Annotated in this window: 13 protein-coding genes; 8 read left to right on the top strand and 5 right to left on the bottom strand. The window is 67.7% G+C overall.

The features are described 5' to 3' along the window. Positions 1-16: 16 nt before the first annotated feature. Complete coding sequence (locus ACI8U3_RS14870) at positions 17-778, top strand: SDR family NAD(P)-dependent oxidoreductase (RefSeq protein WP_415015651.1); 762 nt, start codon at positions 17-19, stop codon at positions 776-778. 12 nt (positions 779-790) lie between these two features. Then, complete coding sequence (gene lldD / locus ACI8U3_RS14865) at positions 791-1924, top strand: FMN-dependent L-lactate dehydrogenase LldD (RefSeq protein WP_415015650.1); 1134 nt, start codon at positions 791-793, stop codon at positions 1922-1924. A 13-nt stretch (positions 1925-1937) separates the two neighbouring features. On the opposite strand, the gene ACI8U3_RS14860 is transcribed toward lldD, so the two are convergent. Further along, positions 1938-3872 carry a glycoside hydrolase family 3 protein gene (locus ACI8U3_RS14860; protein ID WP_415015649.1) on the bottom strand — a complete coding sequence of 645 codons (1935 nt, stop codon included), beginning with the start codon at positions 3870-3872 and terminating at the stop codon, positions 1938-1940. 30 nt (positions 3873-3902) lie between these two features. Then, the gene (locus ACI8U3_RS14855; RefSeq protein ID WP_415015648.1) at positions 3903-7229 is read right to left on the bottom strand and encodes a family 78 glycoside hydrolase catalytic domain; all 3327 of its coding nucleotides are present in this window, start codon (positions 7227-7229) and stop codon (positions 3903-3905) included. A gap of 270 nt (positions 7230-7499) precedes the next feature. On the opposite strand from ACI8U3_RS14855, the gene ACI8U3_RS14850 reads away from it, so the two are divergent. Further along, a complete protein-coding gene (locus ACI8U3_RS14850) occupies positions 7500-10145 on the top strand; it encodes a TonB-dependent receptor domain-containing protein (protein WP_415015647.1) in 2646 nt (881 codons plus the stop codon). A 165-nt stretch (positions 10146-10310) separates the two neighbouring features. Further along, the gene (gene bglX, locus ACI8U3_RS14845) at positions 10311-12602 is read left to right on the top strand and encodes a beta-glucosidase BglX (protein WP_415015646.1); all 2292 of its coding nucleotides are present in this window, start codon (positions 10311-10313) and stop codon (positions 12600-12602) included. A 169-nt stretch (positions 12603-12771) separates the two neighbouring features. Here the strand turns inward: bglX and ACI8U3_RS14840 are convergent, their stop codons facing one another. From ACI8U3_RS14840 to ACI8U3_RS14830, 3 genes are all read right to left on the bottom strand, one after another. Continuing rightward, a complete protein-coding gene (locus ACI8U3_RS14840; protein ID WP_415015645.1) occupies positions 12772-14031 on the bottom strand; it encodes an alpha/beta hydrolase family protein in 1260 nt (419 codons plus the stop codon). 143 nt (positions 14032-14174) lie between these two features. Continuing rightward, positions 14175-17243 carry a TonB-dependent receptor plug domain-containing protein gene (locus ACI8U3_RS14835; RefSeq protein WP_415015644.1) on the bottom strand — a complete coding sequence of 1023 codons (3069 nt, stop codon included), beginning with the start codon at positions 17241-17243 and terminating at the stop codon, positions 14175-14177. 39 nt (positions 17244-17282) lie between these two features. Next, entirely contained in the window at positions 17283-18641 is a 1359-nt protein-coding gene (locus ACI8U3_RS14830; protein WP_415015643.1) for a dicarboxylate/amino acid:cation symporter, read from the bottom strand. A gap of 237 nt (positions 18642-18878) precedes the next feature. Here ACI8U3_RS14830 and ACI8U3_RS14825 point away from each other — a divergent pair, with 237 nt between their 5' ends. The 4 genes from ACI8U3_RS14825 to ACI8U3_RS14810 form a co-directional block, all read left to right on the top strand. Then, on the top strand, positions 18879-20693 hold the full coding sequence (locus ACI8U3_RS14825; RefSeq protein WP_415015642.1) for a sensor histidine kinase: 1815 nt from the start codon (positions 18879-18881) through the stop codon (positions 20691-20693). Continuing rightward, positions 20690-22033, top strand: a complete 1344-nt coding sequence (locus ACI8U3_RS14820; protein WP_415015641.1) for a sigma-54-dependent transcriptional regulator — start codon at positions 20690-20692, stop codon at positions 22031-22033. The genes ACI8U3_RS14825 and ACI8U3_RS14820 overlap by 4 nt, the downstream gene beginning before the upstream one ends. A gap of 117 nt (positions 22034-22150) precedes the next feature. Continuing rightward, positions 22151-22525, top strand: a complete 375-nt coding sequence (locus ACI8U3_RS14815; protein ID WP_415015640.1) for a BlaI/MecI/CopY family transcriptional regulator — start codon at positions 22151-22153, stop codon at positions 22523-22525. Next, on the top strand, positions 22522-23524 hold a 1003-nt coding region (locus ACI8U3_RS14810; RefSeq protein ID WP_415015639.1), incomplete at its 3' end, for a M56 family metallopeptidase. The genes ACI8U3_RS14815 and ACI8U3_RS14810, both read left to right, overlap by 4 nt.

Genomic DNA, 23524 nt, shown 5'->3' with positions numbered 1-23524 from the left:
GAAATCAGGATCCAACATGCTGTTGAAAGACAAGGTCGTCCTCATCACCGGTGGATCGCGCGGTATCGGCGCGGCCATCGCCCGGGAGGTGGCGCGCCAGGGCGCCGACGTCGCAATCAACAGCCACGACGACGACGAGGCCGCCCAGGCGGTTCTGACCGACGTTGAGGCTCTGGGGCGGCGAGGCATTCATGTCTCCGGCGACGTGGCCTTGCCTGAAACGGCCGCCGCCTTCACCGAGGCGGCCGTGGATGCCTTCGGCCGCGTTGACGTGTTGGTCTCAAACGCCGGCATCTGCCCGTTCCACGCCTTTCTGGACATGCCGGTCGAGACCCTGAAGCGGACCATGGAGGTCAATCTGCACGGCGCGTGGTTCATGACCCAGGCCGCGGCGAACCAGATGGTCAAGCAAGGTGACGGCGGGGCCATCGTGGCCATCAGCTCCATCTCGGCGCTGGTCGGCGGTGAGTTCCAGACGCACTACACCCCCACCAAGGCGGGCGTGCACAGCCTGATGCAGTCCTGCGCAATCGCCCTGGGCAAGCACGGAATTCGCTGCAACTCGGTGCTGCCGGGCACCATCCTGACCGACATCAACAAGGACGATCTGGCCGATCCGGAGAAGCGCAAATACATGGAAGGCCGCATCCCGCTGGGCCGTCTGGGGCAGCCGGAAGACATCGGCGGCGCGGTGGTGTTCCTGGCCTCGGACATGGCGGCCTATGTGACCGGCGCGGCGCTGCTGGTGGACGGCGGCGCCTTCGTCAACCTGCAGTAGGGCCCGGCGCGCGTGATCATTTCCTCGCCCGGCGACTACCGCGAGGCGGCGCGCCGCAGGCTGCCGCCGTTCCTGTTCCACTACATCGACGGCGGCTCCTATGCGGAGCAAACACTGCGCCGGAACGTGGCGGACTTTCAGGATGTGGCGCTACGCCAGCGCGTTCTGAAGAAAGCAGACGACATCAGCCTGGCCACCCGGCTTTTCGATGAGGCGCTGGACCTGCCCGTGGTGCTGGCGCCGGTGGGCCTGACCGGCATGTACGCCCGGCGCGGCGAGGTTCAGGCGGCGCGCGCGGCGGCCTCGCGGGGCGTTCCCTTCACCCTGTCGACCGTTTCGGTGTGTCCCATCGAGGAAGTGGCCCCGGCCATCGACCGGCCCATGTGGTTCCAGCTGTATGTCCTGCGCGACCGGGGCTTCATGAAAAGCGCGCTGGAGCGGGCCCGCGCCGCCGGGGTCAAGACCCTGGTCTTCACCGTGGACATGCCGGTGCCGGGCGCCCGCTATCGCGACGCCCATTCGGGCATGAGCGGACCGGGGGCCTCTATGCGCCGTCTGTGGCAGGCCGCGACCCACCCCGCCTGGGCGTGGGACGTGGGCGTCAGGGGCCGCCCGCACGATCTGGGCAACATCTCCCGGCACCTGGGGGCGCCCACGGGCCTGGCTGACTACATCGGCTGGCTGGCGAACAACTTCGACCCGTCCATTTCGTGGAAGGATCTGCAGTGGATCCGGGATTTCTGGGACGGGCCCATGATCATCAAGGGCGTTCTTGACCCCCATGACGCCCGGGACGCCCTGGCGCTGGGCGCCGACGGCATCGTGGTTTCCAATCACGGGGGCCGTCAGCTGGACGGCGTGCTGTCCACCGCACGCGCCCTGCCGCCCATCGCCGAGGCGGTGAAGGGACGCATGACCATTCTGGCGGACTCAGGGGTCCGCAACGGACTGGATGTGGTTCGCGCCATCGCTCTGGGCGCCGACGCCGTGATGCTGGGCCGGCCCTTCGTCTACGCCCTGGCGGCGCAAGGCGAGCGGGGGGTGACGAACCTGCTGGATCTGATCGCCGCCGAAATGCGCGTGGCCATGACCCTGACCGGCGCGGCGTCGATCGCCGCCATCGGACCTGATCTTCTGGCCCGATGACGGCGGGGGACGCTCATCGATCAGCGGCTGTGAACCCGCGCGGATAGAGCGGCTCGTCGATGTCGTCGGGGCGCCCCGGATGCTGGGCGCGGACCTGATCCATCGAGGCGGGCAAAGCGAAGGGCAACCGTCCGCCGGGTTCGGCCTGGCCCATCATCACCTCCAGCAGCACACTGTCGCTGGCGCCGAAGTCCGCCAGCAGGGTGTCGGCCAGCGGCTTGATCTGGCTCAGCACGGCGGGGCGATCCAGGCTGACCGAGACCATCGTGGGGACGTGCTCCGCCGCCTGGCGAACGGCGGCCAGATCGGCGCTATCCTCCGGGAAATCGAGATCCCCCTCGTGCTGCATCCGGCCAAAGAAGTGGTTCGGGTGCAGGGTCTCGAAGGGGGCGGCGATACGCAGGATGGCGCCGTCGGCCTCCTCCAGGCTGTCGACCGGAACGAGCCCCGCGTCACGCGCAGCCTGCGCGCTCACGCCATGCAGCCAGACGCGGGCCCCGGCGGCCAGCGGACCCCCGCGCTCGAGCAGAACCACGGACCGCCGCTGGGCGACCTCCGCCTCCGCCTGAAACGCCGCGGAACCGACGGTGCGCGCGGCTTCGTCCACGTCAACGTAGGGGTTCTCGAACAGACCCAGGCTGAATTTGGTGGTCATGACCCGGATCACGGATTCATCCAGGCGGCTCTCGGTGACGAGCCCCTGGCGCAAGGCGTCGATCACACGGTCGGAGGCGGTCGTGCCGCCGAACTGGTCCAGACCCGCCACAAGACCCCGCGCGAACCGTTCGGTGACGCTCAGATCCTCGACGCCCCAGGGCATGCCGATGTCTTGCGGACCGTGGGGCGTATTGCCTTCGATGCAGTTCTCCGCGCAGTCGTTGGTGATGCCCCAGTCGGACAGCACAAGACCGTCGAACCCGTGGACCCCGCGCAGCATGTCCGTCAGCAGGACCGAGTTGTAGCCTGCGCCAACCGGCTCCAGCGGCTCGCCTTCGAAGGTGGCGCCCAGAAGCACATTGTAGGTGGGCATGACGCCCGCGGCGCCGGCGGCGAAGGCGGCCCTGAACGGCGCGATGTGCTGCTCCAGCGTCTCGTCGTCCAGCTGCGAGAATCGGCCATAGTGATTGTGCCCGTCCCAGCCATCAGGGGCGGCGCCATAGCCGACCCAGTGCTTGACCACGGTGATGACGCTGTCCGCGTTCAAGCCATCCGAGCCGTTCTGGAAGCCCGTGACATAGGCGGCCACATGGTCCGCGACCGTCTGGGGGTCTTCGCCGAAGGTGCCGTTGTTTCTCGGCCAGCGCGGTTCCGTCGCCAGATCCGCCATGGGCGACAACGCCATGTGCATTCCGGCCGCGCGATACTCCTGCCGGGCGATTTCGGCGAACCGTCTGGTGACGCCCGGATCGCCCGTGGCCGCCAGACCCAGGGTTTCGGGCCATTGTGAAAAGCCCGACGGCGCCACGCTGGCGCCCTCGGTGAACTGGAAGTGATTGCGAGGATCGGTGCTGATCGTGACGGGAACGCCCAGGCGCGACTGGCGCGCCACGGCTTGAAGCGCGTTGTTGGCCTCGGCCAGGGTGGCGCCGTCGCCGCTCAGCCGCGAGATCACGCTGTTGACGTGCTGATCGTGGTTCATCTCCCGGAACGCCTCAAGGTCGTAGACAGGCGGCGCATCGGGGTCATAGCCGGACGGCGCGGTGCCGTGCATCAGCGCGCCGGCCTTTTCCGCCAGCGTCATCCGGCCGACCAGGTCCCGGGCCCTTTGATCCGCGTCCAGTCTCCAGTCCTCGTAAGGGTCCAGGTCGTTATTGGCGTTCAGGTCGACGAAGCGCAGGCCGTCACGTTCGATCACCCTGTCCGTTTCGGCGAAAACAGGTTGCTGCGGCGCGGGCGCGCCCTGGGCGGTGACCAGGGCGGCGCTGAGCAGGGCTGGCAAGGGGTTCATCATTCTATCCTCGGACATGGAGGGGCGCGGTCATCGCGCGCAGACAAAGGTGTGTTCGCCGCCGTCCGCCACATAGATCGTGTGGCCGGCTTCGCGTCTGAGGGGCGAGGCGCCGTCGGCCTGGACGCCGCCCTCGCCGGGGCACCAGACCTCGGCCTCGGCGCCGGCGGGAATCGTGACGGTGAGGTTGATCGTTCCGTCCTGCTGGCGCCACGACGAGCCGATGCGGCCCTGCACCGTGTCGCGCCAGGCCGAAGCCCACTCCAGATCCGCGGGCACGGCGGGCCGGATCTGGATCCGCCCGTATCCGGGCTCCGCGGACCGGATCCCGGCCAGACCTTCATAGAACCAGCTGCTGACCGAGCCCCAGTAGTGGTGGTTGCGCGATCGGCTGTCGAGGGACCAGCCCTCCAGCATGGTGTTGACGTCATTGGCCAGCCAGTGGCCCCAGCTGGGATATTCCGTCTGGGTCGCGACCCGGTAGGCGGTGTCCACATGGCCGAAATCGCTGAGCAGCAGCATGGCGTAGCGGCCCGAAAAGACGCCCATGCTGGTCAGGCGATAGCCGTTGGCGGCGATGTCGTCGCTGACGCCCTGCATGATCGCGGCGCGGCGGTCTTCGGGTGCGATGCCGAACGCCACCGGCAGGACGTTGAGGTATTGCAGATAGGCCTCGCCCATCGGCCCGGGCAGGCGATACCTGTCGCCGTCCCAGTAGCGCGCGTTGAAGGCCTCGCCGATTTCGGTCGACAGGGCGGCGTAGCGACGGGCGTCTTCATCGTAGCCCAGAAGCCGCGCGTTGCGGGCCAGCAGGTCGGCCATGTGGAAGAAATAGGTGGTGGCCACCGCGTCCACCGCGCCGGGCATGGGCTGACGTTCGCCGCCGCCGCCGCCGGCCGCCATCGCGGCGAACATGGCCTGACGCTCTTCGTCAGTCATGGGCGGCTGATAAAGGGCGTATTCGCCCAGGAAGGCGTTGGCCACGTTGGCGTACAGGAAATCCTCGGTGAACCAGCGCGCGGTGTAGTCGACCAGACGTTTCTGGGTCTCGTACATCTGTTCCAGCAACCGGGTGTCGCCGGTGACCGCGTAAAGGTCGTTGGGGATCACGAAGGTGGCCGCGTCCCACGACGGCGTGGGACCGCCGATCATGTCCCAGCCCGGCGTGCCCTCGTACCCATAGAGCGGCGTCGAGGGGACGATCTCCGGGATCTCGCCGCTCGGCGCCTGGGCGTCCCGGAAATCGGCCATCCATTTGGTCCAGACCCGGCTGACGTCGAAATTCAGCGCCGCGCCCAATGCGGACGCATGAGCGTCGCCGGTCCAGCCGTTCTTCTCGAAGGTCGGAGTGTCGGTCTGGAACCCGTGCATGTTGTTCAGGATCGTGCGGCGCGCCGCCTGCTGAATCTGGTTCAGAAGCGGATTGGCGCTCTCGAATTCGCCCGTGGTGCGCACGTCGGAATGCATGACCTCGCCGGTCAGGGACTCCAGGGTCGGCTCGCCCGGAAAGCCGCGCACCTCGACATATCTGAAACCGCGATAGCCGAACCGGGGGCTCCAGCTTTCCACGCCATCGCCCGACAGGATGTAGCGGTCGGTCTGCAGCTGAACATCCACCAGGCCGCTGTGCGAATAGACGGTTCCGTCGTCGCGAAGCTGTTCGTGCTGGGTCAGCGAGATGGTCTGGCCCGCAGGTCCTTCGACGTTCAGACGGAGGCGGCCGGAGAAAATCCGCCCGAAGTCGAATACCCAGACATCAGGCCGGGGCTGGGTGACGGCCACCGGGCGAATGACCTCGGTCACCGCGATGGGATCCTGCTCGGCGGCGTCCAGAGCGCCGGCCGGGCCCTGGACGACGTTGGCTCTGGACCAGGCGGCGTCCTCGAACTCAGGCGTCGACCAGCCGGACGGCAGCAGGCGGGCGTCATAGCGCTCGCCCGAAAAGATGGAATCGTGACGCGTGGGGCCGTCGATCCAGCGCCAGTCGCCGTCGGTCTCGACCACCTGCCGTGATCCGTCCGCCAGCGTCAGCTCCAGCTGCAGTCGAACGGTCGGCGGGGCCGTCCAGGGCGTGTCGTGCCAGTACCACTCGTTCGGCTCGATCACGTCGTACCATCCGCGCCCAAGCTCCACGCCGATGGCGTTGTCGCCCGACCGGATGTGATCCGTGACGTCCAGGGTCCGGTACAGCACGCGCCGGTCATAGGCGGTGAAGCCGTCCGCGATCGCCTCGTTGACGCCTTCGCCGTTGATCTCGATGTGCGGAAAGCCCCCTGCGGCCACATACAGGCGCGCCGAGCGGACCGGCTGATCCACCGAGAACTCCCGGCGCATGAGGGGCGCGGGACGGGCGATCGGCAGCACCACGTCGGTGTCGGCCGCATTGTCCCCGACCAGCAGGCCATCGCTGACCACGGTGCCGCCGCTCATCCGGTTGTCGTTGTTGCGGAAAGCCTCCACTACCGCCTGCCCTTCGGGCGGCTGGACGCTCAGGCTGTGCAGCAGGACGCCTTGCCGCTGCGAGGTCCGGAGCCCGACGGTTCCGCGCTCATGGGCGGATGTTTCGGCGACGTTGATCCGGGCGCCGTCGAGCGACGTGGTCAGGACGTCGCCGCGCATGTCCACCTGAAGGCGGTGGCGGGAACCCTGTTCAAGCGGCTGATCCAGCGCCACGGTCGCCAGGACGTCATCGGTCACCAGGGGGCGCGCATCGCCGTCGTATCGGCGGCTGATCAGGTCCAGCCGCGCCGCGCCGTCGGCCGTGACCAGTTTCCAGGCATAGGCGTCGCCGTAGGTCTTGCCACTGGGGCTGGCGCGGAACAGGAACTCCACATCCTCCCCCAGCAGCGTGAAGTCCCATTCCACCACGGCGTCGGACCAGACATGATTCTGCGTCTCGCCGCCGCTGATCCACTGCGCGGACCAGTCCGAGGCTTGCAGCAGACCCATCTCCCAGCTGGCCGGCGCGCTCCACGCGGACAGGGCGCCGTCCAGGCTACGGGTCTGGACCCGCCACACATAACGGTCGCGGGAAGACGGCGGCGGACCGCCGTAGGGCACATGAGCGTTGGCGGAGGACGCCACCTCGCCCGAGTCCCAGACAAGATCGCCGGCCTCGAGACCTTCGCGCGAGCGGGCGACCTGAATCCGGTAAGCGGCTTGCCGCGTCGACGGCAGCCAGGCGAAGCGGGGCGCCGCAACGTCCGTGCCCAGCAGGGTGGGCGCGCCCTCGACGGAAAGAGCGCCGGCCGGCGAAGCCAGACCTTCGGCCCCGGGCATGCCGGCGCAGGCCGACGCCAGGATGGCCGCCGCCGATACGGCCCCGAGAACGACGCCCTTGTGCGCGATCGCTTGCATTGAATTTCCCTCCGTCGCTGCCCGCTCGAGGCGAGTCTTTATTTGTACCATATATTGGTACGGTGTGATTTTGCCCTGCGCTAGCCGCGAGAAGCCTTCATTTCCTAGCGTGAAAGCCCCGAAATGTTCACTTCCATCCCCCAGGAAAGTGCCCGCTTGACGGACGATTGTAAATAACAGAACATCAGTTCATAAAATGGGATGAACCGGCGACCTTGCCGGGATTCATGAACGAAGCCCTGACTGAATGGGGCGTGAGGGGAGGACAAAATGAAGACGACATATCGCAATCAATGGCTGCTGTCCGGCGTGGCGCTTGCCGCTCTGATCGCCATTCCGGCGAACGCGAGCGCGCAGGATCCTGCGGCAGGGCCGGCCGTGACCGAGGTCGAGGAGATCGTCGTCACGGGCACCCTGATCCGTGGCATCGCGCCGACGGGCACCAATGTGGTGGGCGTGTCTCAGGAAGAGATCGTCACAACCGGCGCGGCCTCGGCCAACGACCTCCTGGCGCGGGTTCCGCAGATCTCGAACGCGTTCAACACCGCGCCCTCGCCCGGCGCCACGATCGCCCTGCCGATCAACCGCCCGAACATCCGCAATCTGGGCGCCTCTGGCGGTTCGACCACGCTGGTCCTTCTGAACGGTCGCCGCATGGTGGGCGCCGGGGTGCTCCAGACATCGCCCGACCCTTCCGTCATCCCTCCCGGCGTGCTCGAGCGCGTCGAGGTGATCCCGGACGGGGGATCATCCATCTACGGGTCTGACGCCATCGGCGGCGTCATCAACTTCATCACCCGCAAGCGCTTCGACGGCGTGGAGCTGACCGCCCGTTACGGCGTCGCGGATTCCTACAGCCAGTATGACGCCAACCTGACCGCGGGCCGGGACTGGGGCAGCGGTTCGGCGCTGATCTCGCTGGTCCACGCAGAGCACGACAACATCTTCGCCCGCGACCGGGACTATATCAGCGCCAACCATACGGCGCGGGGCGGATCGGACTTCCGGGTCCAGAACTGCGAGCCCGGCAACATCACCGTCGACGACGTCACTTACGGCCTGCCGAGCCGTACGCCCGGCGCGAACCTGTGCGACGAGAACCAGTTCATCGACTTCTATCCGCAGGAAGAACGGCAGAGCGTTTTCGCCTCCGTTGTCCAGGATATCTCTCCGGCCCTGACCTTCGAGCTTTCCGGCTACTATTCGGAACGTGAGACCCTCAGCTGGGGCCAGGGCTCTTCCGACGGGACAGGCCTGCGTGGCAGCGGGACCATTACCGACGCCAATCCCTATTTCCAGCCCATCGGCGCCGAGACATCCCAGCAGGTCAACTTCAACTATTCCTCCGCTTTCGGGGACGCTGAACGCAACCCGTCAGAGTTCACGTCCCTGGGCATTGCGCCGGAGCTGATCTGGCGCGCGGGCGGCGACTGGCAGGTCCGCGCCGGCCTCAACTACGGCCGCAGCACCAACGAGGTGAGCACCTATCAGATCAACACGGTCGCCGAAGCGGCGGCCCTGGCCGGAACCACAGTCGGCACAGCGCTCAACCCCTATGATGTGGACGCGACCGATCCGGGCGTCCTGGCGGCTATCCGCGATTTCGAAATCCGCGGCTGGTCCGAACAGACCATCCGGTCGGCCCGTGTGGTGGCCGACGGCCCTCTGTTCGCCATGCCGGCCGGCGACCTGCGGGTGGCCGTGGGCGCCGAATACTACGAAGAGGAACTGGACGCCGCCCAGGGCGACGGCCCGCGCGGAGCCCCGAACCTGTTCCGCGCCACGTCCGAACGGGATGTGAGCTCGGTCTTCGGCGAAGCGGTCATCCCCCTGATGGGACCGGACGCGTCGCTCGGAAGCTTCGATCTGTCGGCATCGGTGCGTCACGACTCCTACAGCGACGTCGGTGAGACCACCAATCCCAAGATCGGCTTCACCTGGCGGCCGACGAGCGATGTGACGGTTCGCGGCAACTGGGGCACCTCCTTCCACGCCCCCAGCCTGGCGGACACCGGCAACGCCGTGGACACCCGGGCGCAGGTGCTGGGCGTCAGCCCCTTCCGTCCCGCCGACAGCCCCTTCACCGACCTGTTCCGTCCCACCATCCTGCTGGCCGGCGGCAACGCCGACCTCAAGCCGGAAGAGGCCGAGACCTGGTCGATCGGCACGGACTGGCGCCCCTCCGGCGCCCTGGACGGCCTGGCCGTCAGCCTGACCTACTTCAACGTGGAGTTCACGGACGCGATCGGCCTGGCGCCCTTCTTCAACGGAGCCTCCTTCTTCGCCAATCCGGCCTACACCTCGTACTGGACGATCAATCCGACCCAGGCCGAAGCCGAGGCCCTGACGGCCGGACAGCGGGTGGAGAACGCGCCCAGCATCGCCTCGCTCTACGCCGGAGGCCCGACTCCCTTCGCCATTATCGATGCGCGCCGCAACAATCTGGGCACGCTCAAGGTCAACGGCATCGACTTCGACGTGAGCTATGCCTGGCCGATGACGTTCGGCGAGATCCAGGCCGGACTTGCCGGTTCCTATACGCTGGAACGGGAAAGCCAGTCGTTCCCCGGCGCGGCGGTTGTGGACGAGCTGGAGAACGGCACGGGCCAGCTCAATCTGGTCGCCAACCTCGGGCTCAGCGCGGACGCCCTGCGTATGAACCTGAGCGTCAACCACAACGACGGCTATCCGGTGCTCGGTGTCGCTGGCCAGAACAGTGTGGGCTCCTTCACCACGGCCAACGTCTTCGTGGGCTATGACCTTTCGGGGCCCGGCCTGATGAACGACCTCACCCTGACGCTGAACGTCGACAATATCTTCGACCAGGACCCGCCGTGGTCCAACAGCGTGCAGGGTTACGCCAACGGCTCCACCCTGGGACGCCTGATCTCGGTCGGGGTCCGCAAGCGGTTCTGATCCGAAGGACGATGGGCCGCCGCTCTCCCGGTGGGCCATCGTCTTCTCCTGGGCCAGGTCTTTCGAGATCTGGCCCGCCCTGAGCAGACTGGCCGGCGCGGCGACCCTGCGCCGGCCATTTTTTCAGCACCTCCGCCCGCTCGGACTTGTCGAGGATAAGCCAAGATGAAACCCCTGATGCTTACTGCCGCAGCCGCGGCGTTGACGGCCCTGTTGGGCGCCACCGCAGCGTCGTCAGCATATTCCCGGGCGCCGACTGAAGCTTCCGCTTCCGCCGGCGTCACCCAGTCGGTCGCCGAGGCGCGGGCTGACGCGTTGCTCGCGCAGATGACCCTTGAGGAGAAAGTCGGCCAGATCAGCCAGCAGTTCATGTTCGGAGATCCCGCTTCGTTCGAGCAGATGATCCGCGAGGGGCGCCTGGGGTCAGGATTGTTCGTCACCGACCCAAGCGTGATCAATCGCCTGCAAAGGGTCGCGGTCGAAGAGAGCCGACTGGGCATTCCGCTTCTGTTCGCCTTTGACGTCATTCACGGATTCCGTACCATCTTTCCGGTACCCATCGGTTTGGCCGCATCCTGGAATCCTGATCTGGTCGAGGACGCGCAGGCCGTGGCCGCACGCGAGGCGCGCGCCTCCGGCATTCACATGACATTTGCCCCGATGCTGGACGTTACGCGCGACCCGCGCTGGGGGCGTATCGTCGAAGGGCCGGGAGAGGATCCGTATCTCGCCTCGAGGTTGGCCGCCGCTCACGTTCGCGGATTCCAAGGCGAATACATCGGCGCCCCGGGCGGGCTGATCTCGGGACCCAAGCACTTCGCCGCTTATGGCGCTTCCGAAGGCGGGCGTGACTACGACAGCACCTACGTTTCGGACACCGAATTCTACAACCTGTACCTGCCGCCCTTCGCGGCGGCGGTGGAGGCGGGAGCCGGCAACATCATGAGCGCCTATCAGGAATACAACGACGTGCCCGCGGCGGCGAACAACTGGCTGCTGAATGACGTCCTCAGGGGCGAACTGGGCTTTGAAGGGTTCGTCGTATCCGACGCCAACGGCGTAAACAGCCTGGTGACGCAAGGGTTCGCGCACGACACCGCCGACGCCGCCGTGCGGGCGGTTGCCGCCGGCAACGACATGGAGATGGCGACGGGCGAGAACGCTTTCGCCACCCTGGTCCAGGCGGTCAGAGAGGGGCGGATCGAGGAGCGCGTCATCGACCAGGCCGCGCGCCGGGTTCTGGTGGCCAAGATCCGTATGGGATTGTTCGAAAATCCCTATGTCGATGAAGCGCGGGCGCAGGACGTGATGTCGACGCCCGCGCACCGCGAGGTCGCACAGCGCGCGGCCGAACAGTCCCTGGTGCTGCTCCAGAACGAGGACGGCGCGTTGCCGCTCGATCCGGCCGCCCATGCGCGGGTGGCCGTCATAGGCCCGATGGCGGATTCGCCGGTCGACACCGTGGGCAACTGGGTCTTCGTTGAGGACGAGGATGAGACCGTGACGATTTTCGACGGCGTGCGCGATCGGCTGGAAGGCGCCGCAGCCGTGACGACCGCTCCGGGGGTGCAACTGCGCCGGGGGGTCCCGTCCATGTTCGAGATGTTGCGTCCTTCTCCGCCGGCGTGGTCGCCGGATGAGGCCCGCGCGGAATTCGATCGCGCCCTCGATCTGGCGCGGGAGGCCGACCTGGTCATCCTGGTGGTGGGCGAGAACCAGTCCATGAGCGGAGAAGGAGCATCCCGCGCCACCCTGGATCTGCCCGGAGATCAGCTTCGCCTCATTCGTGAAGTCGCTGCTCTCGGCAAGCCGGTGGTCGCCGTACTGGTCAACGGTCGACCTCTGGACATCGCGGAGCTGACCGAGTCGGTTCCGGCTGTGCTGTCCGCCTGGCATCCGGGCACCCGCGGCGGTGCGGCCGTGGCGGGCGCGCTGTTCGGGGACGTCAATCCGGCCGGACGCCTGCCCATGACATGGCCCCGAAACGTCGGTCAGGTGCCCATCTACTACAATCACAATCTGACGAAGAGTCCGGACGATCAGGGCCGTCGGTACTGGGACGAGCCCTCAACGCCGTTCTATGTTTTCGGGCACGGTCTCAGCTACACGACCTTCGCCTATTCCGACTTGTCCGTGTCCGCCCCCACGGCCGACGGCCAGGTCCAGGTTTCCGCCGTCGTGACCAACACAGGCGATCGCGCGGGCGACGAGGTGGTGCAACTTTACGTCCACCAGCGCAGCGGCCGGGCCACGCGTCCTGTGCGTGAGTTGAAGGGCTTCGAACGGATCACGCTCAATCCCGGCGAAAGCCGCCGGGTGACCTTCACGTTGGGCGAGCGCGAACTGCGGTACTGGAGCGCGGCCGACCGAACCTGGATCATGGATGCAAGGACACTCGACGTCTGGATCGGCGGCGATTCCCGGGCCGACCTCGAGGGAGAAATCACGATGGACTGAGGCCGCGCTCCTCAGGCCGTGGCCATCAGTCGGGTAAGCCGCCAAAGGCCCTCGCCTTGGCCAACTGCGAATGTCTGCAACTGGCGCGACACCGCCTTTCACGTGGAAAATGAACCCAATTTTCTTCGCAGGTTGAGACGTGGGTCAGGGCCGGGATGATCGGCAGCCTTCAGGGCGTGATGAAACGGCAGGCGGCGGCGGTTTCCGCCACATCGACGCAGCGCTCCTGGACGTCAGAGTCGCCCGGCCGGTCGCCGGTTTCGATCCAGTGCTCCAGCGCCCGCAGCAGCGCCACATACTGGGGCGCGGACAGCAGGCTGTGCTGATCCTCGTCGGTGGCGGTCTGGACCAGCAGGTGCCCGCGGCCCGCCTCGGCTACGGTCTGGGCGTACAGCGCCTCGTGGTCGAACGACACGGTGGGGTCATGCAGGGCGTGAACGGTCAGGGTGGGCACGGCGATCAGGCCGGACAGGTCTGAATCATAGGCTAGTCGCGCCACGGCGTCGGGATCGGCGCGGAACCGCTCCACGCCCGCGTTCAGCGCTTGGTCGTCGCTGGAGCCGCGATAGATGGTCTGGCTGTTGTCGAAGGGGTTGGCGCCGTTCAGGCGGTTCTGGACCAGATCCTGAAACAGGAAGGTGGACCAGTTCATGTGGCTGACCAGGGTGTTCGGCGTGATGCCGATGACCGCGGTGATGTCGTCCAGCCGGGCCTGCTGTTCGGCGCTTCGCTCGTTCGGGTCCAGATCGACGCCGGTGCAGGCGTTGATGCGTTCGCGCAGTCCGGCGCGGGTCAGGTCGGACCCCGGCGCCAGCCCGGCCCAGACCGGATAGGCCGTATCCTGCGGCCCCGGATGGTTGCGGCAATAGAACTGATAGACGGCGCGCAGGTCGGCGCGGAATTCATAGGCGCGCGTGCCGCCCCCCAGCACCCCGTTGGTCAGAAGGACCCCGTCGAACTGCGTCTCGCCTTCCGGGCTGAGCGCATAGAGCTCCGACGCCTTGGCCGCGACATTGCCGCCCCAGGACTGGCCGTGCAGCACGGTGCGGTCGGGCCGCTCGATCTGGTCCCAGAAGATGCGGCGGCTGTTGTCCACGTCCTCGGCCGCCATGCGCACGCCGTAACCGCCACGCCGGTAGGTGGAGCCAATCCAGGCGTAGCCCGCCCGCACCATCATGGAGAAGCGGTCCAGATCGCCCAGCGGGTCATCCCGCTCCGGCGCGCTCGTGCGCGGGCCGCCGTGTGCGTGGACCACGAGGGTGTGGTTCCAGTCGCCGGGGATCGCCGCCACATACCAGGCGCCGTTCTCGTCGCGGCCGGACAGGCAGCGGACGTCTGCGCCAACGCTGTCAGGACAGGCGATGGGCTGCGGCGCGGACGGCGTGGGCTGGGCCGTCAGCATCATGCCGGCGAGGGCGAGAGCGATCATGGCGGGCTCCGATCAGAGGCGATGGGCGGGATCGACGCCGAGCGGGGAGGAGAAACCCGGCGTCGATCCCTTACCTGAGCCTGATCGGGTGAGGTGGATTCGCTTGCGAGTCCACCGATGCCGTGAAACAGGCTCTATCAGGCTCAGAACGTCTTGGAGACGCTGGCGTACCAGTAACGGCCGTAAGGGCGGTGCAGGCTGCCCAGATAGCCGCCTTCGGCCAGGGGCGGGCCCTCGTCGAACAGGTCCCGCACGCCCAGACGAACCTGCGCGCCCGAGGCCAGACCCATGTCGCCGAACTCGTACTGGCCATACAGGTTGAAGGTCAGCTGCTCGTCCACGACCCAGGGCTCGGCGTCCGAGCTGAGCAGGTCGGGCTGTTCCACCTCGCTGATGTAGTGGGCCGTCAAGCCGACGCGCCACGGGCCGCCGCTCCAGTTGACGTTGGACATGACCCGCCATTCAGGGCGGCCGTCCACGGCGACCAGCTGGCTCGAGATCGGCAGGGTGGTCAGGGGATTGATGATCCCGGCCTCGCGCGCGGCGACCAGTTCATCGACGATGGGCCCCGGTTCGCGGGAGTATTCCAGCATCTTGGTGGCGTTCAGGCTGAAGTTGAACCGGCCCCACTGGGTGCGATTGCTCCAGTCCACGCCGAAGTCGATGCCCTCGACCGTCTGGGGCAGCAGGTTGACGAACTGATCGTTGATGGCGATCACGTCGCCCACCGGATCAAGGCCCGTGCCGTCGAAGTTGGCGATGTCGTCGGCATTGGGATCGTCGCGAATGACGTTGGGGTTTGAGCTGCCCTCCAGACGCCGCAGATAATCCAGCGCCAAAGCCGTCTGGGCGCCCAGCAGGCCGACGATCTTCTCCTGCTCGATGCGCCAGTGATCCACGGTGAAGGTGAAATCGCCCCAGGCCAGAGGCGTGAACGTCGGCTGGAACACCAGGCCCACGGACTGGTTGGTGCTTTCCTCGGGCTCAAGATCCGGATTGCCCGCGATCAGCAGCGAGGCGCTGGCCCTGCGGCCGCACTCGTTGAAGTCATCGATCTCGCCGGTGCGCAGGTCGGCCTCACAGCGGATGTAGTCATCGCCGCCGGCGAGGCGCGCATACTGGGTGGCGTTGACCTGTTCCAGGTTCGGAGCGCGGAAGCCCTCGGAATAGGACGCGCGCAGGCGCAGGCCGTCCACGATGTCCCAGGCCATGGCGATCTTGGGCTTGGCCACTGAGCCGAAGTCCGAATACTCCTCGAACCGGCCGGCCAGCTGCACGTCAAGACTGCGCACCAGCGGGATATTCATGTCCGGGGACACCACCGGAATGGCGAACTCCACGAAGGCGCCGAACACGTCGCGCTCGCCCTCGGTGTCCGGGTTCGGGCTGACGGCGGCGACATTGGACAGGTTGGTCTCTCCCGTCACCATGTCGGTGAAGGTGATGGTTCCGTCCAGATTTTCGTCGCGGTCGTCGCTCTGGGTCTCGTGCCGGAACTCGGCGCCGAAGGCCACGCCGACCGGACCGCCCGGCAGCTGGAACAGATCGTTCCGGCTCATCTTGAAATCGACCAGGGTCAGGGTCGTCTCGGACTCGCGCTCCATCTGGAACACGATGGCCTCGATGGCGGCGGGCGATGACGGCGTGCAGTCGCCATAGCTGGGGTTATCGATGCAGCCGCCGCTGAACGGGTTGTAGGCGTCGGGATTGGACAGGGCCAGGGACTGCTGCAGCGCCGTGGAATTGACGTTTGGCGAGCTGTCGGTGGCGCGGGCGCCGGACCAGAGCAGCGCCGTCTCCCAGTCGAACCCGGCCCACTCGCCGCGCAGACCGCCCAGAACGCGGGTCTGGTAGTTCTCGACGATCACGTCCTGGAAGCCGGCGTCCACGAAGCGGTGATTGCCCATGTAAACCGGCAGGCCCTCCACCGGCACATTGGTCAGGCCCGGCAGGCGATTGGGGTTGGCCGTGCCGTCAGCGAAGGTGACTGGGCCGAAGGGGTTCCAGTAGTTGCTGGCCGGGATCCACAGATCGTTCAGATTGATCACCGGCGGCTGCACCGCATGGCTCTCGGCGGCGTAGAAGCCCACCTCGCCGAAGAACTCCACATTGTCGGAGAGGTCGTAGTGGCCAGACGCGAACAGGTTCAGCCGCTCGATGGACGACCGGACCGTGGTGTCCACGCGGGTGTCGTAACGCATCTCGCGGTTCAGCGAGTTGTACGAGGTGACGCCGGATTCCAGGCACAGGCCGCCGCCGATGTCGGCGCCCGCGCAGCCGTAGCTCAGAGGCTCGATGCGGAAGGTGCCGGACGTGGCAGCGATAGGCGTGCCAAAATAGCTGGGCCGGGTGGCCGCGGTGCTGCCCGGCAGTTCGAAACGGCCCCACGGCGTGTGGGACGAGCGGCCGTCCGGAACGGTGGTGGTCTCGAAGCCTTCGTACTGCGAGAAGAACGGCCGCATGTCGTCGCTGCGGGTGAAGTCCTGCTCGTCGGCCCACAGCTTGGAGCGGTCCGTGTAGCTGGCGAACAGCGAGATGTTGCCCCGGTCCAGATCGCGGCCGGCGAAGACGTTGAACTCCAGCTCGGTGAAGCCGGTGCCCTCGGCGCCGCCGTACTGGGTCTGAAGCGTCAGGCCGTCGAAATTATCCTTCATGACGGTGTTCACCACGCCCGCCACGGCGTCGGCGCCGTAGATGGCCGCGGCGCCGTCCAGCAGCACCTCAAGACGCGACAGCCCGGCCACGGGAATGGCGTTGGAATTGTAGCTGAGCACCGGCACCGTGCCGGTGTCCGATGTGCCCTGGCTGGTGGGGTGCTGGACCAGGCGGCGGCCGTTCAGCAGCACCAGGGTGTTGCCCACGCCCAGCGAGCGCAGGTTCACCGAGTTCACGTCGCCGCGCGCGGAGTTGGACGTCTGCGGATTGTTGGCGGCCTCGAACAGCACGTCGCCCATCTGTGGGATCGAGCGGAACAGGTCGTCGCCGGAGGTGGCGCCGGTGGCCAGGATGGTCTCTTCGTCGAACACGACCACCGGCAGGGCGTCGGTGGTGGAGGCGCCGCGGATCTGCGAACCGACGACGATGATTTCCTCGACCTCGGTGACGGCTTCGTCCTCGGGCTGCCCGGCGGTCTGGGCGTTGGCGGCGCCGCCGATCAGCAGGGCCAGGCCCGCCGCCCCCGACAGCAGCTGGGTGCGATGATGCGTTCTCATGGTGTTGTTCCTCCCTAAGTTTTTTTCTTGTTCGGTTCGTCAGTCGGCCGCCAGCTTTTCGGGGTCACCTGGTCCGGCGGCCGGATCAGGCGGGGCGGCCAGGGGCAGCGGCTCGCCGCGCATGGCGGCGTCCAGAGCGTCGCGATCCAGCTCGCCCTCCCAGCGGGCGACAACCACCGTGGCCACCGCATTGCCGATGAAGTTGGTCAGGGCCCGGCACTCGCTCATGAAGCGGTCGATGCCCAGGATCAGCGCCATGCCGGCCACCGGCACGGTGGGCACCACCGACAGGGTGGCGGCCAGGGTGATGAAGCCCGCGCCGGTGATCCCGGCCGCTCCCTTGGAGCTGAGCATGGCCACCAGCAGCAGCAGGATCTGGTCCTGCAGGCTGAGGTCGATGTTCACCGCCTGGGCGATGAACAGGGCCGCCATGGTCATGTAGATGTTGGTGCCGTCCAGATTGAACGAATAGCCGGTGGGCACCACCAGGCCGACCACCGACTTGGCAGCGCCGGCGCGCTCCATCTTCTGCATCAGGCTGGGCAGGGCGGCCTCGGACGAGGAGGTGCCGAGCACCAGAAGCAGCTCTTCCTTCAGGTAGCGGATCAGCTTGAAGATCGAGAAGCCGTTCAGCCAGGCGACCACGCCGAGGACGCCCAGCACGAAGATCAGCGACGTCAGATAGAAGGTGGCGATCAGAGCGGCCAGATTGGCGATGGAGGCGATGCCGTATGCGCCGATGGTGAAGGCGAAGGCCCCGAAGGCGCCGATGGGCGCGGCCTTCATCAGGATGGCCACCAGCCGGAACATGACGCTGCTCAGCGCCTCCAGCACCTTCATAACCGGGGCGCCGTGCTCGCCGACGATGGCCAGGGCGATACCGAACAGGATGGCCACGAACAGCACCTGCAGGATGTTGCCGTCGGCGAAGGCGCTGACCATGGTCGACGGAATGATGTCCATCAGAAAGCCGGTGATGGAGCTGTCGTGGGCGGCCTCGGCGTATTGCGCCACCGCGCCGCCGTCCAGGGTCGCCGGGTCGATGTTCAGACCCCGGCCCGGCTGGACCACATTGGCGATGATCAGCCCGACGATCAGGGCCAGGGTCGAGAAGAACAGGAAATAGCCGAACGCCTTGGCCGCCACCCGGCCCACCCGGCCGATGTCGCGCATGCCCGCAATGCCGGTGACGATGGTCAGGAAGATCACCGGGGCGATGATCATCTTCACCAGCTTGATGAAGGCGTCACCCAGCGGCTTCAGGCTCTCGCCGAAGGTCGGCCAGATATGACCGATCACCGCGCCCAGCACGATGGCGGTCAGCACCTGGAAATAGAGGCTGTAGTAGAACGGACGGCGCGCGCGCGGCGCGGAGTCTGCGGGTGCAGCCTGGATCACGCTTGACCTCCCTTGGGCGCAAAGTCCGCGCCCGGTCGATGAACTGCGCCATCTGATGCGGCGCCTGTGATCGAAGTATCCGCAGGGAAACGAGCGCAGCCACGGAAAAACCTGAATCCGGACAATCAACTGTTTTGACGAATAAAATGCTGGAACAATCCGAATCTGGCCTCGGAACATTCTGAAAATCCGCACAAACAAGCTGGCGAAATGTGCGGAAATCCGCATCCTTCGCCCATGGACCTGCGACGCCTGTTCGCCAGAGAATCGACCCAGTGGAAGGCGTTCGGCCTGGCCGCCGCCGTGGCTGCGCTGGCCGCCGTCGGCCTGGCCGGAGAAGCCACCCGCCGTGACGCCCAGGCCCAGGCCCAGGCCCAGGCGGCCAACACGGCGGCGCTGCACGCCTCGGTCCTGCGCAGCGAATTGGAGAAGCACCGGTCCTCGCCCCTGATCCTGACCCAGGACCCGGACCTGCGCGAGCTGTTGTCCGCACCCACGCCCGAACGGGTGACCATGATGAACGCCAAGCTGGAGGGCCTGGCCCGCCAGACCCGGGCGGCGGTGATCTACGCCATCGATGCCCAGGGCATGACCCTGGCCGCCAGCAACTGGCGCGAGTCCACCAGCTTCGTCGGTTCCGACTACGGATTCCGGCCCTACTATTCGGGAGCCATGCAGAACGGGCAGGCGGACTTCTTCGCCCTGGGCACAGTCAGCGGCCGGCCCGGCCTCTATCTGTCATCCCGCATCGATGACGAGGCCGGGCGGCCTTTGGGCGTCATCGTGGTCAAGGTGGAGTTCGACGCCCTTGAGGCCGACTGGCGCGCCTCGGGCGAACCCACCTATGTCACCGACCAGGACGGCATCGTCATCCTGACCACGGTGGAGGACTGGCGCTTTCACACCACCCTGCCCCTGACGCCCGCACGCCGTGAAACCCTGGCCACTGAACAGACGGCCGGGGCGGCGTCCCTTGCCGACATGCCGTTCGACGCCCGGGCGCCCGGCATGGTCCGGGTGGAGGCCGGGGCCGAACCGGACCTTTACGCCCACGCCGTGCGCGCCATGCCCGAGACCGACTGGACGGTTCATCTGCTGGCGCCGGCGGGACAGGCCATCGCCCGGCGCATGACCGAGGCGCGGGTTCTGGCGCTGCTCAGCGTCGCGCTGCTGGCCGGGATCGCGGGGGTGGTGCTGCGACGACGTCAGCGGACGAAGGCGCGCGCCGTGGAACAGGAAAGCCAGCGACGCGAGCTGGAACGACGGGTGACCCAGGCCACGGCGGAATTGCGCGAGGCCAACGCCCAGCTGAACCGCGAGATGGACGAGCGCCAGCGTCTGGAAAAGAGCCGACAGGCGCTTCAGGACGACCTGATCCAGGCCAACAAGCTGGCCATTCTGGGCCAGATCGCCGCCAGCGTGGCCCATGAGATCAACCAGCCCGTAGCCGCTATCCGCACCCATGTGAGCAACGCCGAGCGACGGCTGGACCGCGGCGAGCCCGGCGCGGTGAAGAAGACCCTGTCCTCCATCGCCGACCTGACCCGTCGCGTGGGGGGGATCACCGACGAACTGCGGGCCTTTTCGCGCAAGACCACGTCCGGGGCCGAGGCGGTCAGCGTCAAGGCCGCCATCGACGGCGCCCTGCTGCTGGCCGGCCCCCGCATGCGTGAGAGCCGCATCCGGCTGGAGCGGACCGGCGACGACGCCACGCTGATGGTCATGGCCGAGCGCAACCGGCTGGAACAGGTGATCCTGAACCTGCTCCAGAACGCCATGGACGCCCTGGACGGCGTTCCGTCGCCGCTGATCCGGCTGATCGCCGAGAGGAGTGGAGCGCGCGTCAGCCTGGTCGTCCACGACAACGGCACCGGCGTGCCCGAGGCGGTGAAGCGGCAGCTGTTCACGCCGTTCACCACCAGCAAGCGTGAAGGGGTCGGCCTCGGCCTGGTCATCAGCCGGGACATCGTCGCCGGCTTCGGCGGGGAACTGGCGCACGAGGACACATCGCAGGGCGCCCGCTTCCGCATCACCCTGGTGCTTGCATCATGATCCCGCTGACCTTGAACACCGTCGCCCTGATCGAGGACGACCAGGCCTTTCGCGACGCAGTCGCCGAACAGCTTGAGCTGGAGGGACTGTCGGTGGCGGCCTATCGCTCGGCCGACGCCGCCCTGAAGAAGCTGGATGCGGATTTCCCCGGCGTGGTGGTCACGGACCTGCGCATGCCCGGCATGGACGGACGCCAGCTGACCGACCGCCTGCGCGCCGTCGATCCGGATCTGCCGGTGATCATGATGACCGGCCACGGCGACATCGCGGAGGCCGTCGACGCCATGAAGCGCGGCGCCTACGATTTCCTGCCCAAGCCGTTCGAGCCCGAAAGGCTTATGCATTCACTGCGCCGGGCGCTGGAGAAGCGGGCGCTGGTTCTGGACAATCGCCGCCTGGCCGCCCGCGCGCCGGAAAGCGACTGGCCCCTGCCCCTGACGGGCGAGAGCCGCGCCGCCGAGGTGCTGCGCCAGGCCATTTCACAACTGGCCGAGGCGCGGCTGGACGTTCTGATCGAGGGCGAAACCGGCAGCGGCAAGGAAGCGGTGGCCCGCGCCATTCACGCCGGGGGCCGGGGCCGCGCCCAGCCCTTCGTGGCCGTGACCTGCGGCGCCCTGAACGAGGCCGGCGCCGAGAGCCAGCTGATGGGCCACGAGGCCGGGGCGTTTCCGGGGGCGGTGCGCAGGCGGGCGGGACAGATCGAACAGTCGGATCGGGGCAGCCTGTTCCTGGACGAGGTGGATCTGGCGCCGCCCTCAGTGCAGGTCATGCTGCTGCGGGTGCTGGAGGAGCGGGAGATTTTGCCCATGGGGGCGGTGGAGCCGCGCGCCCTGGACCTGCGAATCCTGGCGTCCACCAAGGCCGATCTGGATCAGGCGGTTTCAGGCGGCGCGCTGCGCGAGGACTTGTTCTACCGCCTGAACGTGGTGCGGCTGCGCGTGCCGCCGCTGCGGGAGCGGCGCGAGGACGCCCCCTTCCTGTTCGCCAGGTTCCTGGAGCGGGCCTGTGACCGGCTGGGTCGCGAGGCGCCGCCGCTGGATCAGGCCATGCGTCGCCGTCTGCTGGAGCATGACTGGCCCGGCAATCTGCGCGAACTGTCCAACTTCGCCCAGCAGGTGGCCATGGGCTGGTCTGATGACCACCGGGCTTCCGGGGCGGAGGAGCGTTCGCTGGCGGATCGAGTGCGCGCCTATGAAGGGGAAGTGATCCGCGAAACCCTGCGGGCCAGGGGCGGCGACGTGCGTGACGCCGCGCGTGTCCTGGGCACGCCGCGCAAGACGCTCTACGACAAGCTGGCGAAGCACGGGATCCACCCGGCGGGATATCGGCGCGACCGCTGACCACAAGGCCGCGAGGGTCGGCGCGTTTTCGAAGTCTGTCGGCCTTTTCATCTCCAGGCCCCGAAGTCGCCCCAATTCGCTACAAGTGTAACGCTACATTTGTAGAGGAGACGGGTTGTGATCGAGTCCCTGCCCCGGCGCGAGCGCGAGGTTTTCGAAACCCTTTGTCGGCTGGAGGCCGCCACGGCGGCCGATGTCCGCGCCACCCTGTCCGATCCGCTGAGCGATTCCGCCGTGCGCACCCTGCTATCCCGACTGGAGGCCAAGGACCTGGTTCGGCGCGAACGGGGCCAGAATGGTTTCGTCTATCGCCCGGCGCCGCGCCCGGACGCCCTGGCCGCCGGCGCCCTGAAGCGCATGGTGGACACCTTCTTCGCCGGATCGGCCGCCAGCGCGGCCACGGCCCTGCTCGGCATGAGCGACCGCCTGACGCCGGACGAGGCCGACGCCCTGCGCCGTCTGATCGACAGGACAAAGGGAGAGGCGTCATGACCCTGGACGTTCTCATCGCCCTTCTGGCCAAGTCCAGCCTGGTCGCCGCGGCCGGTCTGCTGCTTGCCCGCTTCGCCACCCGCCGTCCGGTGGAGCGCGTCGACATCCTGCGTGGCGTGGTGCTGATGCTGCTGGCGCTCCCGGTCCTGATGGCCGTGGGACCCGTGCTTCGCCTGGCGGTTCTGCCCGCCGCGCCCGCACCCGCGCCCGCCGCCCCGCCGATGTGGAGCGGACAGGTCCAGCCGCTGGAGGGGGTCGCCGTATCCGGCGCCCTGCCCATGCCGGACGCCGCCGTCATTCTCGCCTGCATCTGGACCGTGGGCGCCGTGCTCATCGCGGCCCGCTTCGCGGCCGGAGTCTGGACGCTGCGCCGCTGGACCCAGGACGCGGCGCCGGTGCGCTGCCCCCGCTGGCTGGCCGCGCTGGCGCCCCATCACCCCCAGCCCCGCCTGCTGGCCAGCCGGGATGCGCCGGGGCCCCTCAGCTGGGGCGTCCGTCCCGGCGTCGTCCTGATCGACAAGGGCAGCCTCAAGACGCCCCACGCGGCCCCCGCCGTGATCGCCCACGAGATGGCCCACCTGCGGCGCGGCGACTGGGTCTTTCTGATCCTGTCGCGACTGGCCCTGGCCCTGTTCTGGTTCAATCCGCTGGTCTGGCGCCTGCACGCCGATTTGGCCGCCCGCTCCGAGGAAGCCGCCGACGCCATCGCCGCGGGCCGCATGGACCGCGCCGAATACGCCAATGCCCTGATCGGCCTGGCGTCCCACCCCACGCCTTCGGGCGCCCTGGCCATGGCCGCCCGCCCCCACGCCCTGAAAAGAAGGATCGCCTGCATCATGACATCCGTCCCCTCACGCCGCCGTCCGTTGGTCGCCCTCGGCGCCTTGGCCCTGCTGGCCGCCGTCGCCGCCCCGGTCGCCGCACTGGAGCTGCAGGCGCCGCCCGAGCCGCCGCCCGCCCCGGAAGCGCCGCGCGCCCCCACCGCCCCTGAACCTCTCG

Origin of the sequence: Brevundimonas sp., from assembly GCF_047617075.1 — a bacterium.
Classification (GTDB): domain Bacteria; phylum Pseudomonadota; class Alphaproteobacteria; order Caulobacterales; family Caulobacteraceae; genus Brevundimonas.
This window is presented reverse-complemented; position numbering and strand designations above follow the sequence as displayed.

Excerpts from the sequence above, each read along its gene's own strand:
- ACI8U3_RS14825 (WP_415015642.1), top strand. The coding sequence starts at position 18,879 with ATGGACCTGCGACGCCTGTTCGCCAGAGAATCGACCCAGTGGAAGGCG.
- bglX (WP_415015646.1), top strand. The coding sequence starts at position 10,311 with ATGAAACCCCTGATGCTTACTGCCGCAGCCGCGGCGTTGACGGCCCTG.
- ACI8U3_RS14820 (WP_415015641.1), top strand. The coding sequence starts at position 20,690 with ATGATCCCGCTGACCTTGAACACCGTCGCCCTGATCGAGGACGACCAG.
- ACI8U3_RS14850 (WP_415015647.1), top strand. The coding sequence starts at position 7,500 with ATGAAGACGACATATCGCAATCAATGGCTGCTGTCCGGCGTGGCGCTT.
- ACI8U3_RS14840 (WP_415015645.1), bottom strand. The coding sequence starts at position 14,031 with ATGATCGCTCTCGCCCTCGCCGGCATGATGCTGACGGCCCAGCCCACG.
- ACI8U3_RS14835 (WP_415015644.1), bottom strand. The coding sequence starts at position 17,243 with ATGAGAACGCATCATCGCACCCAGCTGCTGTCGGGGGCGGCGGGCCTG.
- ACI8U3_RS14860 (WP_415015649.1), bottom strand. The coding sequence starts at position 3,872 with ATGAACCCCTTGCCAGCCCTGCTCAGCGCCGCCCTGGTCACCGCCCAG.
- ACI8U3_RS14855 (WP_415015648.1), bottom strand. The coding sequence starts at position 7,229 with ATGCAAGCGATCGCGCACAAGGGCGTCGTTCTCGGGGCCGTATCGGCG.
- ACI8U3_RS14870 (WP_415015651.1), top strand. The coding sequence starts at position 17 with ATGCTGTTGAAAGACAAGGTCGTCCTCATCACCGGTGGATCGCGCGGT.